The sequence below is a fragment of the 'Camptotheca acuminata' phytoplasma genome, from assembly GCF_041276565.1.
Taxonomy (GTDB): domain Bacteria; phylum Bacillota_I; class Bacilli_A; order Acholeplasmatales; family Acholeplasmataceae; genus Phytoplasma.
Genome location: NZ_JBGGGR010000034.1, coordinates 22,625 through 38,601 on the forward strand (window position 1 = coordinate 22,625; position 15,977 = coordinate 38,601).

Below are 15,977 nucleotides of genomic sequence, written 5' to 3' on the forward strand. Positions count from 1 at the left end.
TTTATTATTTTTTAATAAAAATTTTTATATAAAGGAAAATATAAAAAAATTTAATGAAAAATATCGGTGTCGATTTAGTTGAAATAGAAGAAATCAAAAAAATAGGAATTGAAAAAGTTTCTAATAGAATATTATCTGATTTAGAAAAAAAAATATACACTAATATTAACAACGAAGAAAGAAAAATTAGTTTTTTAGCAGGTAGATGGGCCGCTAAAGAAGCTATTTTTAAATCTTTCCAAAAAGGTAATTTACAAAATAATTATCGTGATTGGTCTGTTTTAAATGATCCTGAATCAGGATTTCCTTATGTTGTTCATTCTTCCTTATCAAAAATGATGATTTCTATTTCTCATAGTAAAAATTACGCTTTAGCTTTTGTTATTTTAATTTAATTTCAATAAAAAAAGAGAGTTTCAAAAAACTCTCTTTTTGTTTATAACAATAATATTTATACTTTTTTATTCATCATTTTTCTTTTTTTAACAAAAATAAAAGTGATAACAACAGAAGTTATTATATTTAACGTCAATAAAAAAATTTGTATTTTTTTCATACTATCTTGTGTTTTATTAAGACTCGCTATTTTAGCAAAATAATTTTTTTCTTTTGCTAATAAAGCGTTTTTATAAATATATTCATTTAAATTTGCTTCTTGTTCATCTATCTTAATTTCTTCTGGTTTTGATTTATTAAAAAGTTCTTGATAAAAATTTCTGATTTTACTTTTGATTATATCGAAATATTTGAACAAATTTTGACTTTCTAAAAAAAATCTGTCATATATTTTTTTTAATTCTTCATAAAGATTAACATTGGATGGATCATAATATGTTGTCATTCGAATATTGCGATACTTCAAGTCTATAAACTTGTATATAGTTGTATCAATATTACGTTTATTTTCTAAATCTTCTTTTATATCTTTTTTTAATTTCAATAATTTTTCGTCAGAAAGTAAAATATCGTAATCATCTGTTTGACTTTTAGATTTTTGAATTTTTTTCATTTCTTCTTCTATTATTGAAACAAAAAAATTAATTTTATTATTTTTTAGCGAAAGAACTGTTTTTTTATAAATATATAAAGATTTTGTTAATAAAGATAAGATTTCATCAGCAATTTCGTCGGTTAAATTTCTTTCGTATCTTGTTCTTGCTTTTTCTAAATGGTAATAAGCGTTTTTATGTTTAATTTCTTCGTCTTCTTCGCTGTCATCAAAAGTTTCTTTTATGTTATTTCGATCACTTTCTAAAGGTCTTTTTTTGGTAAATCCTTCAGGAAGTTTATTTTTAATTTCTTCCGTTTGTTCTAATTCTGTTTTAGCTAATGTTCTTATTTGTTCGACTTCTTGAAATAATTGTACAATTTTTATTTTTTTTTGTTCAAAACTCACTTCTTTATGTTCATCTGGATTTGCTTTAATTTTATTATTATTAATATTTATAGTTATAGTTAAAATAAAAAAAATTAAACAGAATAATATGTTATAAATTTTTCTATGTTTAACATTAGATATCGGAAATAATTTAAGTATTTTTTTAGTCTCATTTCTAAATTAAATAATTTTTAATAATAGATATATTTATTTTGTTATTTTTTATATAAAACACACAAATAAAATATCCAATCTAAATTATATCATATAATTAATTCAAAATATAAAGGCTTTATTGTATCAAATAAATTAAAATTATATAAAAAATTAAAAATATTTTGATAAAATAAAATCGTAGATTATGTAATAAGTAAAATACTATTATTTATTTTATTTTAAAATAAATAATAGTATTTTTAATTTTTGTATTAATTTAAAAAGAGATATATAGTATGAAAAAAGGTTTATTATTTTTGTGTAATGGTTTTGAAGATGCTGAAGCGTTAGCGACAAGATCTTTTTTGATAAAAAATTCTTTAAATATTTCTACTTTTACTCCTAATGATTCTTTAGAAGTTGTTTCTTCTTACAAACTTAGTGTAAAAGCTGATATGCATATTGATCAAATTAATTTGCATGAATATGATTTTTTAATTTTACCGGGTGGTCCTTATGTAAAAAAAGCATTAGAAGAAGAGCCTACCTATTTAAATAAAATTTATGATATTATAAATCATTTTGTCGATAAAAATAAAATTATTGGTGCTATTTGTGCTGCTCCTTCTTTTTTAGGCAAATTAAAATTACTCTCAAATCATGATTTCACTTGTTATCCTGGATACAATAGATATATCGAAGGAAATTATCGTCCTGATCAAAAAGCTGTCACTAGTGGTAATTTTGTCACTTCTCGTTCATCAGACACAGTTTTAGATTTTGTAGAGTATTTATTAAAAAAATTAGCATAAAAATAATATGATTTATTTTTTATAAAAATTTTATTAAAAATTTGAAATTATTTTGATTTGCATGAATTCTTTGTAGAAAATGAAATATTTAAATGAATAAAATAAATGATAAAAAAAATATTGTGAATACACCGCAAAATAGTAAAAAAACTATTTTAGGTTTTCCTAAGAAAATTATTTTTTTAATTTCTATTTTAATCGCAGTTCATATTTTTTTAAGTTTTGATGTCAGCGGCAAAAAAATTAATTATAATGTTTGGAATAATTTGATATCCACATTGTTGTTTGGAATGGTGTTGGCGGCTATTTTAAAATTTGTAGGTACTGAAATGCCTATTTTGAAAAATATAGGTGGAGGTCCTATTTTATGTTTATTAATCCCTGCCTTTATTTTTAATTATAATTTTGGTAATCAAGATTTTAGTTCTTTTCAAAATTTTTTTAAATCTACAATATCCTCATTTAATAAAAATAATGAAAAAGGTTTTGGTTTTTCTGATTTTTTTGTATCAGCTTTAATAGTAGGAAGTCTTTTGAATATTAAAAAAGAATTTCTATACAAAATAATTAAAAAATTTTTACCTTTAGTAATTATTTCTCTAACTATATCAGCAATAGTAGTAGGAATATTTGGTCTTATTTTTAATCCTATTAAAGGTATAGAAAATTTAGATAAAAGTTCTTTTAATCCTTTTTTAGATGCTATTTTTTATATTTTTATTCCTATTGCGTGTGGTGGTATAACTTGTGGCATAATGCCTTTATCTAAAATTTTTTCACAAGGCAATGATGCATATAAAAATCTTTTTCAAGATCATATTTTGCCTTCTTTATTAATTGGCGGTATTATGAGTGTTATTATAGCTGGATTAATTAAAAAAATTTTTGGCAAAAGTAAATATAGTAGCCCTAATAAAATGATTGAAAAAAATATTCCAAATGTCGATGATAACCCTACAGCAAATTCAACGCCAACTAATAATAATATAAATATTAATCATATTCATACAGGTTTAATCGGAATTTTTTCTTTATTTGTTTTGAGTAGTGTTTTTAGAGAATTTATATCAAAAATATTCCTTTCAATATTTAAGAACGGCAATATAATGAATTATATGCCTCCTGTTGTTATATTTTTAGTATTAATAATCATATTATTGAAATTTTTTGATTTAATACCTTCTTATTACATCAATTGTATCGAACAAGCTTATAAATTTGTGATGAACAACTTTACACCTTTTATTTTAGTTATGTTAGGGATTAGTACAGATATCAATAAAGTTATTGAATCTGTTTCTAATTTGTATTTTTTAATAACTTGTTTAATATGCGTTATAACAACAGCATTAGCAGCTGCTTTTATCGGAAATAAATTCGGTTATTATCCAGTTCAAGCTTCTATTTCAGCTGGTCTTTGTGCTAATAGTATTGGTGGAGCTGGTAATATCGCTATTTTAGAAGCTTCTGATTCCTTAGAATTAATGTCATATGCTCAGATAGCTACACGTATCGGTGGAGATATTATTGTTGTAGTCGCTAGTATTTTGTTCCCTTTATTTTATCACATCAGTAGTTAAAGAATACAATCATCTCGAAAAAGAGAGATCTTGAGAACCTGAATAAATATAATTTGCAGCCAAATTGTTTATTAATTAAAATAACAATTTGGTTTTTTTATTTTTTTCAACTTGATAAAAAAATTAATAATTTCAAAAAATGAAAAAAGAATATCAATTATTGATAAAAAAATAAAAGTAATAAAAATAACTACCACTTTTAAATTTTTATTTTTAATTTTAGTTTTTTTAATATAAAAAAGAATATATAACAAGTATATTTTGAATTTAAATTTCAATTTATTATTTTTTTTGTATTATCGCGATACTAAATAATAATAATTGGTTTTTATTGTTCAAGAAACTCTTTTTTTTATTTAACTTTTTTTTATTTTTTCATCAATAAAATAAAAAAAGTCAAACTATTTATTTAATTTTTAATAAATAGTTTGACTTTATAATGATGGTTTATTTTAAAGTGTCATTTTAATATTTTATTCCAGAGTATTAAAATTATTAATTTTTTGAGTCTTTGAAATAAATTTAAATTATAAAAATATTATTTTTGAGGATATATTTGATGTTCAGGATCGATTGCTACCAAATAAAAAATATTTTTTTTAATAATTCCTAAAACTAGCAACTTTGAACCTATTTCGACTAAATTAGGAACAGCCATTTGATAAATTGTATTATTTTTCGATTGTTTGAAAAGTTCTTTAGATTTATTTTTAATAATTTTAGAAGAAATAGAATGAAAATGCTTTTTATCCATTAGATGTCCCCATGGAATTTCATTTTCTTTAAATTCTTGTAAGTATTCTATTATTTTAAAAATATTTAAATGTTTGTCTTTTTTTGAAAAACTTACAAAAGAATATTTGTTGTTAGTTTTTATTGTATAATCTATTTTTAATGAATAATTAAATTTAGCATACTTATCAATTGACATTATATTTCGGTACCTAATCCAGACATAAAATAACTTTCTAAATCTTTATCTTCAATAACGTTTTTTGACCAATCGTCACTCTTATCAATCTTAAAAAACCATGGAGATTCATTGTGCGTTTGCACACTTAATTCGCCGCTGGACATATGGCCATATTTTTTAATAACTTTATCAATTGATATTTTTCTTTCTTCAGAAATTTTGTCTTCATTTCCTTTATCAGTTTTTTGAACTGGTTTATTAGAATATTGACGAAATTCCATATATAGTTCAGGAAAAACTGGTCCATAAACCCAAGCTTGTAAAATTGAATTTATTAATTTGTTCTTAAATTCCACTAAATAAAAAGCGTGTGCATAATAAATTAATTTTTGCAGTTTCATGTGTGTTATATCAGGTATTTTATCGATGATATAATTGGCTACGTCAAAAATGTTAATTTCTTGTTCTAATTGTTTTTCCATTTTATTCTCCTTTCTTTATTAACATTATATTTGATTATTGAACTCTAACATGTAATGTTCTTCTAAATCTTTATCTTCAATAACGTTTTGCTCCCAATCTTCGCTCTTATCGACTGCACTAAGCCATGGTTCTTCACTATTTGTTTTGTCGGTTAATTCAGTATCAGGTACATGACCATATTTTTCAAGAATTTTATCAATTGATATTTTTATTTCACCGGAAATTTTTTTTGCGTTGCCTTTTTTAGTTTTTTTAACTGGTTTATAAGAATATTTACAAAATTCTATATATAATTCATGAAAAACTGGACCATAAAACCAAGCTTCTAAAGTTGAATTTATTAATTTTTTCTTGTAATTAATTAAATGAAAAGCGTGAGCATAATAAATGATTTTTTGAAGTGTCATATTGTTTATATCAGGTTTTTTTTAATAATATAATTGGCTACGTCAAAAATATTAATTTCTTTATCTAAATTTTTGTCCATTTTAATCTCCTTTTATTATTAGAAATAATATATAAAATGGGTTCGATAATTGTTCAATTTTTTTAAACAAAAGTTAGATTCAAGAAAAATGAACCAAACTATTTACTAATTTAATATAACACAAAAAAAATAATTTGTCAATAAAAAAAATAAATCATCAAAAAAAATAAAAAATAATTTTTTTAATTTTAAAAAGAACATCATAAAGAAAAAAGTCAGACAAAAGATAAAAAGTGTCTGTTTGCCATCCCCTTTTTGGATTAAAAAAATAATTATTATTTCAATTCAAATTAATTTTTATTTCATAAATTAAAACTAGAAAATAAAATTATTATTTTTTTAGTTTTAATTTAAAATTTCTTTAATATTAAAAATATATTTCCGATTAATATTTATGTTCTTTTTTTAAATTTCAGCATAAAAAACAAAACTATTTTTGAATATTTTGGGCAACACTTGGTGTTTTAGTACTACTGTTTCAACGAAGAGCCAACTTTTAATATTCTAGTGGTTTCTGAAGTTTGATTAAATAAATAATATTTTTTATCTGTCGAGAGATAAAAAGAATCTCCTTTTTTTAAAAAATGTTGTACCTTATTTAAAATTAAAATAACCTCTCCTTCTAAAACGAAAAAAAATTCATCTTCTTTAATTTTGTTATGTACATGAGTTCTTCCTTGAGATTCTATTTCTATAATTGAAGGTTCGATATGGTATTTAGCTATCGAAGGAAAAAGATAATAAATAGTATTTTTTAAATAAGGTTCTTTTTCTATTAAAAAATCATCTTCTTTACTTATTAATTCTATGTTATTTTCTTGTTTAAAAAAATCTTCCGCTGTCATTTTAAAAATTTTCAATAAAGAAAATAAAATTTTTAAAGAAGGAGAAATTAAATTATTTTCTATTTGAGAAATATAACCATTGGTAACATTAAGTTTTTCTGCTAAATTTTTTTGAGTTAATTTTTTACTTAATCTTATTTTTCTAATTTGATAACCTATATTCACTAATTTAAATTCCTTTTTTTTAAACAAATGCAAAATTATTATATATAAAAACATTTATAAATAAATATCAAATTTGTTATAAAAAAATAATTGCATTTTTATTTTTTTATTAAATTTTCTTTTTTTATAATAATTATTTTGTTTTAATTCTATTTTTTTTTTAAATTTTCGAATAAAAAAAATTATTTTTGTTTTTTGTAAAGAAAAAAATTTTTGAAGAAAATAATAAAATAATATTATTTTCATTTTACATTTGTGTCTTTTTTCTTTTTTAGCCAATATATTATTTTTTTTATTTCTTTTTTGGTATTTCGCTTCTTCTTTTTGTTGTTCTTTTTGAAAGAAAAAAGTTTTTCTTTTCAAAATAGTATTTTTTTTCTTTAATAAATATTTTTTGTTATTTATTTCATTTTGTAAATCTTTTTCTTTATTTAACTTGTTTTTTTTTGCTTGATTTATTTTTTCTTGGAAATAATTATTTACTTCCGAAAGAGCTTCTTTGAAATTTTCTTTAATTAATTCTTTTTTCTTTGTTCTTATTTTTAATTCTGTTTCAAAATGGTTTTTATAAAAAGTGATTTGATTATTTAACTTGTCTTTTTCTTCTTTTTGTTTTTTTTCTAAAATTTCTTTATTCCATGAATGTATTTGTTCTATTATTTTTGAAAAAGAATCAAATAATAATTGGGCTTTTTGTTTATTTTTTAATAAAAACTTTTCGTCTTGTTTGGCAATATCAGTTTTTAAAAAATTAAATTTTTTCAAAAAATAATTATATTTTCGATTGGATATAATTGTTAAATAGTTGAGGATATTCCAAAATTTTTTCCAGTAATTAGATTTTTTTTTGTTATAAAACCAAAAGGATATTTTTTGATAAAAATTTTTTTTCTTAGGGAGTTCATATGAACGACTCAAATAAAATAAAATTTTCTTTTTGTAAAAATCATATTTTTTGAAATATTGATCTTGATTTTTTTTTAATTGAGAAATTATTTTCTCTTGTTTTAATTTTTTTTGATTTTGTTTTGTTTGAAACAGGTTTTTTTGTTTTTTTAAATATAAATGAATTTTTTCATAATTTTTCAGTTTATTTTCTATATATTTGTATTTTTTTTTATTTTTTAATTTATATTTGCTAATTAAAGCGTTTATATGAAAAATATTTTTTTCGGAATATTTTCGAATATTTTCGAACCAATTAATATTTTTATTTAAATTTAATTGTTCTAAATTGTTTATTTTTTCTATTAAAATAGAGTCATAATTTAATTGTTTATTTTGGATGTTGTTCAAAAATAATTCACATAAATCCGTTATCCATCGAAATTCTTCTATCAAAAATATTTTTTTCTTATTATTGATTGAGTCTTTATATTTATTGATTCTTTGATAAATAGTTTGAAATAATTCATTTTGTTTTTGTCGTGTTTGAGTTATGTTTTCAAGAAATAAATCAATGTTTTGAAAACTATTTTTTTGGATAAATTCATATTTTTTTATATTATTTTGTTGTTGTAAAAATGTTATTTCTGTTCTTTTAAAAAAATATTGTTTTTGTTCTTCGAAATTCACTTCTTGTATTTTTGTTTGTTTATATTGGTTATTAATTAAATTTGTTAATTTAACATTGAAATCTTGAATTTTATCTAAATTTTGAATTGATTTTTCGAGATATTCGGAATCTAATTTAATTAATTCTGTTTTTAATTGATTTTCTAATAATTTTTTTTTTTTTAATTTTGTTGATTCAAACGTTATTTTTTTTTTCTGATAATCTAAATTATTTAAAACAAGATCTATTTTAGATTTTTCCGAATAATAATTATATTTTAAGTCATTTTTTTTTTGTTCTTCTTGGATTTCTGTATTGAGAACTTGGTATTTTTTCTTTATTTTGTCCAATGTATTTTTATTTTTTAAATATATGACATCTTGTGTAAATTGATTATTTATTTTTTGGATTTCTTGTTGTTCTAAGAACAAATTTTGTTTGATTTCTAAATTATTTTGTTTTTCTTTTTGTTTTTCTTCAATATTAATTATATTTAATTTTGTTTGATGTAAAAATTTTAAAAAAAAGTATCTTTTTTGCCAGGAATTTAAATTTTTTAAATACTTGGCTTGATTTTGTTTATTTTTGTTTATCAATGAAGAAAATGTTTTATATTGGGAAGGATTTTTGTAATCGAAAACAAAAAATATTTTTAATTTTTTTTCTTCAAATAATTTTGTTTTTAATTTTATTAATTGTTTTTCTTGTTTAAAAAAATCCTCTTGAATTTGATTTAAAATTTTATTATGATCGATAAATTTATTTTGAAAATATAAATTATGATCTTGAATTTTTTTTAAAAATTCTTTTTTTGTTTTTTCTTGTCCTTTTTGAATTTTTTTTAAATTAGCTTCATATTTTTGTTTCGTTAGAATCAAATTATGTTTTTGTTTTTTTTGGATTTTCTTGGTTCCAGCGGTCAAATGAATATCTTTTTGTTTAATTTTCTTTTTAATATTATCAATAATATCAATTATTTTTTTAGATAAATTTAATTCTTCTTTTAAAAAAATTTTTTTTAAATTTTCTTTTTTAAAAGATATTTTTTTCTCTATATTCGTAATATCGACTGTTTTGGTATAAAATTCTTTATCATCATGTTTATTTTTGGTTTTAAATTCGCGATATATCTTTTTTTTCTCTATTTTTTTTTTCTTTATCTTGTTTACTATACTAATGATTAAATTAATATAATCTTTTTCTTCATTTGTTTTAGTATTTAATTTCTGAATATGTTTTTTTTTATTTATAATATTTAATATATTGTTATGTTTAATATTTAATGCATTAATTAAATTAATAAAATTTTGATCTAATTTTTCTTGTTCTTCCGAATAATCATTTTCTCTCTTTTGAGAAATGAATTGTTGTTCAATATCTAAAAAAATATTTTTTTTTAAAAAAGATTCTATTTTTTTTATTTCTGAAATTAAATTATCTTCTTCTGTGATTTGATTGTTTTCGTTATTAATATTATAATTATTTTTTAAAAAAGACATATTTCTAGAAAAACATCAACTTTCTTATTTATCTATTCAAATAGAGTTATCATTATTTATTTTAATATATTATAACAACATATTTAAAAAATTAAAAAAATAAAGAATTATTAATAAATTTAAACAAATTCTTTATTTTAGAAAATAAGGAAAAAAATGTATTTTTATATCAAAGGAAAAATAAAAATTATTAATAATAATAGTGTTGTTATTGAAAATAATGATATCGGGTATTTTATACATTTTTCAAATCCTTATATTTTTGCTTTAGAACAAGAAGTAAAATTATTTACTTATTTTTATGTTAAAGAAAATATGCAAAGTTTATATGGTTTTTTAGATTTAAAAACATTAAATTTTTTCAAAAAATTAATTGTTATTCCTGGAATAGGTCTGAAAATTGCTATTTGTCTAACAAATAAAGATTTATTAAACGATATTGAAAGAGCTATTTCAGAAGATAATGCAGCTTATTTAGTGAAAATTCCTGGTATAGGATTAAAAACAGCTAAACAAATCATTTTCCATATGCAAGATAATAAAACTTTATATAAAACAAATCAAAAAAAAAATGATCTTTTAATAAAAAAACAAAAAAATGTCAAAGAAGCATTATTAAATCTAGGTTTTAAAAACAAAGAAATAGATACAATTATGCCAAAAATAAATTTCGAATTAGAAATAGAAAATATTATTAAAGAAGCGTTATTATTATTAGTTAAATAACTTATATAAAAGAGGTTTTTGAAATATATGAAACAATCTAAATTTTTAAATGAAAGTCAAAATAAAATGAACAAAAAAAACGAAAATGAAAAATCTTTTAGACCTCAAAAATTAGCTGAATATTTTGGGCAAGAACAAATTAAAAAAATTTTATTTGTTTATTTAGAAGCGTCAAAAAAAAGAAATGAAACTATAGATCATCTTTTATTTTACGGACCTCCTGGTTTAGGCAAAACCACTTTAGCGAAAATTATTTCTAATGAATTAGGAGTAAATTTTAAAGTAGTCAGCGGAGCTAACATCGAAAGAATAGGCGATTTAGCCACTGTATTAAGTACTCTTGAAACAGGAGATATTTTATTTATAGATGAAATTCATAGTATTCCAAAAAATGTAGAAGAAATTTTATATACAGCTATGGAAGATTATGTGTTAGATATTATTATTGGAAAAAATGAAGAAAAAAGAACACTCAGAATTGATTTACCACCTTTTTCTTTAATAGGAGCGACTACTAAATTTGGAAAAATAGCTTTTCCTTTAAGAGATCGTTTTGGTTTAGTCTTAAAATTAGATTTTTATAATCATGACGAATTAAAATTAATCTTAAAAAGAACAGCTGATTATTACGGTAATCAAATAGAAGAAACAGCTTTAGATGAATTAGCTAAAAGAAGTAGAGGAACACCAAGAGTAGCTAATCGTCTTTTCCGAAGAGTAAGAGATTTCGCAGAAGTCTATTCTCAAAAAATAATTAATCAAGAAATAACTTTAAAAACTTTAAAAAGATTAAAAATTGATGAAAACGGACTTAATGATATAGATTTTGATTATTTGAATAATTTAGTTAATAAATTCAATGGCGGGCCAGTCGGAATCAAAAATCTCGCTGTTACTATCGGTGAAGAAATGTTAACTGTTGAAGAAGTAGTGGAACCTTATTTAATAAAAGAGGGTTATCTAAAAAGAACTTCTAGAGGCAGAATGGCTACTGAAGCCACTTTTGAATTATTAAATAAAAAAAATAATAAAAATGATTAAATAATATTTCAAAAAAAACTGTTTTTAAAAAAAATAAAAAAAGACATTAGTGAAAAAATACTATATTATTATTCCTTATTTTTTTGTATTAATTTTTTCATTAAATTCTTTTTCTTCTTTGTCTCTTTCTTATTTTATTATTTGATTTTTTTCTTGTTCGAGTTGTTGTAATTGTGCGTTGCGTTTAATTTGTTTTAATTTTAATTTGGTTTTTCTTAATTGTAATTTTTGTATTTCTTTTTGTCTAAATTTTTCTTCTTCTTCGTTGTTTTGTTTTATTTGATTTTGAATATCTTTTAGTTCAAGTTCTAATTTGTCTTTGTTTTGTTTATGTATTGTCAGTTTGTTTTCTTTTCTTGTTATTGATATTTTAAGCTGTTCTATTTTTTGGTTCGTTTCTTGTGTCTGTGGTGGATGAATTATAATTAATCTTTCAACAGTTTGTAAATTATTTGAGAAATCTGTTATTTGATTTTTTTTGATTCCGATGCCTTGAATTTTATTTTCTTCATAAATAATTTTTTGATTAATTTCTAATTCTTTTAATTTCATCAGTTCTTTTTGATTTTGAAATTCATTTATTTTTTCTGTAAATGCAATTTGTGCTAGTTGAATATGCTGTTTTATCAGTTTCAATTTGTTTATTTGATATTTTTGAATTCTTTTTATTTTTTGATTATATTCATCTGAGCGAAAATTATTTCTATTATCTCTTGGTTTTGATTCTTTTGAAGAATATGTTTGAATGTTTGTACTTGACTTTAGTTTTTTTAATTCTTCTTTTTGATTATTCAACCTAACTTTTTTTTCTTGTATCAATTCTTTTTTTATTGTATCCAAATTGTTTTTTCCTTGACGTGATTCATTCAATTGAATGTCATCTATTATAATGTCTTGTTTAATTATCAACAAGTCAATTTTATTTAATTCTTCTTTTGTTAATTCTTCTTTTGTTTCTTCAAAATTGTCAGTTCCTAGATGTAACTCTGATTGAATTTGTTCTATTTTAGTTTTTTTTTCAGATATCAAAGAATCAATTTGAGTTAATTTCTCTTGTATAGTTTTCATTAGAAGAGATATCGTTTGTTGATTTGTTGGTTGTTTTACTTGATCATGTACTAAATATTGATTTGATTCTCCATTTTGTATTGGTGTATCAAGTTTTAAAGACTTATCTTGATTATCTGATACTTTTGGTCCAGAAGTATCCTTTGCATCTGTTAACGATGAATCGTTAGGTTCTAAAGAATCACTTGTTAATAAATATTTAATATTTGTTTTTATTGTTTCTGTTCTTGACGAACCAAATGAAATATTATTTATATTCATCATTAAAAGAAATAAAATTACAGCACTAATTAAAAAAAGAAAACCATATCTACGTTGCATTTGTTTTTTTTTATTCCTTTTATGTTTGTTCAAAATATCCTGGATTTTTTTATTATTTTTTATATTTTCAACAAATCATTTATTTATAAAAGAATTAAAATTTATAATTAAAAAAAATGTTCAAAAAAAGAATCATCAATAATTCAAATCCTTTTAAAAAATAAATATTTTTTTTCAAAAACGAAACAGTTTATTAAAAGTTATTATTAATAATAACATAAAAAAATAGAATTTTAGGAAAAAAATAAAAAATATAAAACATACGAATAAAATAAATTTATAATAAAAATATTTTAAATAAATTAGAATAAAAAAAAATTATTTATTTTAATGTAAAACATAAATAATAACCATTAAAAATTAATTTTCTTCGCTTAACCGAATAAAAAAATACTGTATTCAGAAATATTTATAAATATAAAATAAAATTATAAATTTTAATAAATAAAACAACAAAATCATATTAACTATCAATCATCAGAAGTAAATATTTTTTTATATATTTTATTATCGCTGTTATATAACAAATATAAACAAAATATTTTTTTGATTTAAATAAAAAAGACCTAAACTATTCTTAAAAATAACTTAGGTGAACTTATTTTTAAAAATCCTCTTTTGTTTAAAACAAACAAACCAAAAAATAATATTTAAAAATTTATAAAATCAAAAACTTTTTTGTTTCAATAAAATATATTTTTTATCCATAATTTTTTGATTAATAATAGTTTGACAAATAGTATAAATATTCCCTACTATCCAATATAAAGCTAAAAATGAGCTACTAAAAGAAGAAATAACCATAAACATAATCATAATATAACTAATTATTTTCATTGTTTGTTCTTGAGTTTTTTGTTTTAAAACTTTCTCTTCGTCTAAAACTTTATTATTTTGTTTCTTAGGAACGATTTTTTTAGCATTGATTTTATTCAACATAAACATACTTATTCCTACTATTGAAGCCAAAAACATTCTAACAAATATGTCTAAAAATTCGCCATTATTAGAAGAACTTAAATTAATAAAACCTAAAAAATGTTTATTTGAATCAGCTTCAAATATAAAAATTCCTCCTGGAACACGGAAACGACTTAAAGCTTTAAACATAGCAAAAAAAACAGGTATTTGCAAAAAAGATACAAAGAAACTAAAAATATTAAAATTATGCTTGCGATAAACTCTAGCTATTTCCATTTGCATTTGTTTCATTGATTCTCTATCTCTTTTTAAAGCATATTTAAGTTGTATTTTATCAATTTCAGGTTGCATTAGACTCATATTCATGCTAAAAGAATTAGATTTAATATAAACAGGCCATAATAAAGTTCTTATTAAAATGGTAGTTAAAATGATTCCTAAGCCTATACCCGAAAAATATCCGCCAACACCAAATGAAAAGAATGATAAAAAAAATCCTATTATTACTATTAAAGAATTCCATATATAACCCCAATAAAAAGCGAAATTCCAATTAATTTTATTTGGCCATTGAATAGGTAAATCGCCAGTATCGTCTATAAAATTAGGAATATAAACATACTCATCATTATCTTTTTTTAAATCAGTTTTAAAAAATATTTTTTGAATTTTGTTTTCGTTATTTAATTTAGTTTTAATTAACTTATTATAATCGCCGCCAACGTTTAATTCTTTATATTTAAGAGAATTAGAAGTTTCTTCATTTTTTGTTTCTTCATAAACTTTGTCAAAAGAAATTGTTAACGGTTCAATGTTATTATTTCTTAAAATATTTCGAGAAAACAAATTGTTATCATTAAATTTATTTGCAAAAATTTCTGAATCGTGTTTTGTTCCTGATTTTAAATTAAAAAAATTTTTTAAATAATTATTTTTTAAAGTAATATTTGATTTTTGTTCAGATATGAAGAAAAAATTTTTGCCTTCGCTAACTTCTGTTATATAATTTAATAATTTTATTTTTAGATCTGGTTCAATTTTGTTGTCCTTAGTGTCTTTTTTTATTATTGATTTAATTGATATATTTACGGTATTAAAACTCTGAGATTTTGTATCAATACTAATTTCGAATATTTCAAAATTTGTATTTGTTGGTTCTGGTTCTGGTTGTGAATCTTGATTTACATATTCTTTTATTTTGTCTAAAGTTTTTTTTATATCATCTTGAGTTGTTTTCTCAAAAAATATTTTATAATCAACAAATTCTTTTGGACGTGGTTCTCCTGAACGATTCATAAGATATATAACCAAAATCAAAATAGAAAATAAAAAGCTAAAAAGTAAAAATTTATTAAATTCCTTTTTTTTTATACCTTGTTCGTTCGTATTATTCATAATAAATTACACCTTGTCTTCTTTTTTAATAAAAAGTTTTTTGAATTAAAACTAAAAATTTTTTTTCTAAATTAACAAAATCTAATTCTTTAGCGGCAGGTTTTATAACGAGAATAAATAAAATATTTTTACTAATAAATGATATATTATTATAAATAATCATTCTAATACGTCTTTTAATTAAATTTCTCTCATGTGCTTTGCCATATTTTTTACTAATACTTAAAGCAAACTTAAAATTTTCTAAATTTTCATTTTTAAAAAAATACAATATAAAAAAATAATTTTTGACTTTTTTTTTAAATTTAAAAATCAAATCTATTTCTTTTTTATTACAAATAAATTTTTTTTTCATTTCCTAAAAATTATATCTATTTCCTTAAAAATTACTCAAATTTAATTAAAAAAATATTCAAAATTATAAAACTATAATTATTTTTAATAAAAACTATATTTATAAAATCTTGAAAATTCAATGAATTTAAATTATGAAGTAATTTTATTTAAATTTAATAAATAAATAATTTTAAATTTAATTCCGTTCTATAAAAATTAAACAGTTAATTTAGCGCGACCTTTTCTTCTTCTTTGAGAAAGTACGCGACAACCGCCAACAGTTGACATTCTAGATC

At 20.5% G+C, this 15,977-nt stretch carries 15 protein-coding genes; 5 read left to right on the forward strand and 10 right to left on the reverse strand.

Annotation, left to right across the window (positions count from 1 at the left end):
• Positions 1–53: 53 nt before the first annotated feature.
• Positions 54–395 (forward strand): holo-ACP synthase, encoded by a 342-nt coding sequence (locus AB6A63_RS02145; protein ID WP_370431045.1) that lies wholly within the window; start codon positions 54–56, stop codon positions 393–395.
• Between the two features lie 56 nt (positions 396–451).
• On the opposite strand, the gene AB6A63_RS02150 is transcribed toward AB6A63_RS02145, so the two are convergent.
• Positions 452–1,396: a hypothetical protein gene (locus tag AB6A63_RS02150; RefSeq protein ID WP_370431046.1), complete on the reverse strand. Its 945-nt coding sequence runs from the start codon at positions 1,394–1,396 to the stop codon at positions 452–454.
• Between the two features lie 434 nt (positions 1,397–1,830).
• On the opposite strand from AB6A63_RS02150, the gene AB6A63_RS02155 reads away from it, so the two are divergent.
• Both AB6A63_RS02155 and AB6A63_RS02160 read left to right on the forward strand, forming a co-directional pair.
• Positions 1,831–2,346 (forward strand): DJ-1/PfpI family protein, encoded by a 516-nt coding sequence (locus AB6A63_RS02155; RefSeq protein WP_370431047.1) that lies wholly within the window; start codon positions 1,831–1,833, stop codon positions 2,344–2,346.
• Positions 2,347–2,438: 92 nt separating this feature from the next.
• Positions 2,439–3,926: a 2-hydroxycarboxylate transporter family protein gene (locus AB6A63_RS02160; RefSeq protein ID WP_370431048.1), complete on the forward strand. Its 1,488-nt coding sequence runs from the start codon at positions 2,439–2,441 to the stop codon at positions 3,924–3,926.
• A 538-nt stretch (positions 3,927–4,464) separates the two neighbouring features.
• Here the strand turns inward: AB6A63_RS02160 and AB6A63_RS02165 are convergent.
• The 5 genes from AB6A63_RS02165 to AB6A63_RS02185 form a co-directional block, all read right to left on the reverse strand.
• Positions 4,465–4,857 carry a hypothetical protein gene (locus AB6A63_RS02165; RefSeq protein ID WP_370431049.1) on the reverse strand — a complete coding sequence of 131 codons (393 nt, stop codon included), beginning with the start codon at positions 4,855–4,857 and terminating at the stop codon, positions 4,465–4,467.
• Positions 4,857–5,321 (reverse strand): Panacea domain-containing protein, encoded by a 465-nt coding sequence (locus AB6A63_RS02170; protein ID WP_370431050.1) that lies wholly within the window; start codon positions 5,319–5,321, stop codon positions 4,857–4,859. The genes AB6A63_RS02165 and AB6A63_RS02170 overlap by 1 nt, the downstream gene beginning before the upstream one ends.
• A 24-nt stretch (positions 5,322–5,345) precedes the next feature.
• Positions 5,346–5,729, reverse strand: a complete 384-nt coding sequence (locus AB6A63_RS02175) for a Panacea domain-containing protein (protein ID WP_370431051.1) — start codon at positions 5,727–5,729, stop codon at positions 5,346–5,348.
• Positions 5,730–6,279: 550 nt separating this feature from the next.
• Positions 6,280–6,819 carry a helix-turn-helix domain-containing protein gene (locus tag AB6A63_RS02180; protein ID WP_370431052.1) on the reverse strand — a complete coding sequence of 180 codons (540 nt, stop codon included), beginning with the start codon at positions 6,817–6,819 and terminating at the stop codon, positions 6,280–6,282.
• Positions 6,820–6,873: 54 nt separating this feature from the next.
• Positions 6,874–9,873 carry a hypothetical protein gene (locus AB6A63_RS02185; protein ID WP_370431053.1) on the reverse strand — a complete coding sequence of 1,000 codons (3,000 nt, stop codon included), beginning with the start codon at positions 9,871–9,873 and terminating at the stop codon, positions 6,874–6,876.
• A 156-nt stretch (positions 9,874–10,029) separates the two neighbouring features.
• Here AB6A63_RS02185 and ruvA point away from each other — a divergent pair, with 156 nt between their 5' ends.
• Both ruvA and ruvB read left to right on the forward strand, forming a co-directional pair.
• On the forward strand, positions 10,030–10,599 hold the full coding sequence (gene ruvA / locus AB6A63_RS02190; RefSeq protein WP_370431054.1) for a Holliday junction branch migration protein RuvA: 570 nt from the start codon (positions 10,030–10,032) through the stop codon (positions 10,597–10,599).
• A gap of 27 nt (positions 10,600–10,626) precedes the next feature.
• Entirely contained in the window at positions 10,627–11,640 is a 1,014-nt protein-coding gene (gene ruvB, locus AB6A63_RS02195; protein WP_370431055.1) for a Holliday junction branch migration DNA helicase RuvB, read from the forward strand.
• Between the two features lie 129 nt (positions 11,641–11,769).
• Here the strand turns inward: ruvB and AB6A63_RS02200 are convergent, their stop codons facing one another.
• The 4 genes from AB6A63_RS02200 to AB6A63_RS02215 form a co-directional block, all read right to left on the reverse strand.
• Positions 11,770–13,029, reverse strand: coding sequence for a hypothetical protein (locus AB6A63_RS02200; protein WP_370431056.1), 1,260 nt, complete (start codon positions 13,027–13,029; stop codon positions 11,770–11,772).
• 666 nt (positions 13,030–13,695) lie between these two features.
• A complete protein-coding gene (locus tag AB6A63_RS02205) occupies positions 13,696–15,345 on the reverse strand; it encodes a YidC/Oxa1 family membrane protein insertase (protein WP_370431057.1) in 1,650 nt (549 codons plus the stop codon).
• A 25-nt stretch (positions 15,346–15,370) separates the two neighbouring features.
• Entirely contained in the window at positions 15,371–15,700 is a 330-nt protein-coding gene (rnpA, locus tag AB6A63_RS02210; RefSeq protein WP_370431058.1) for a ribonuclease P protein component, read from the reverse strand.
• Positions 15,701–15,897: 197 nt separating this feature from the next.
• Positions 15,898–15,969: a 50S ribosomal protein L34 gene (locus tag AB6A63_RS02215; protein WP_370431061.1), complete on the reverse strand. Its 72-nt coding sequence runs from the start codon at positions 15,967–15,969 to the stop codon at positions 15,898–15,900.
• Positions 15,970–15,977 lie beyond the last annotated feature (8 nt).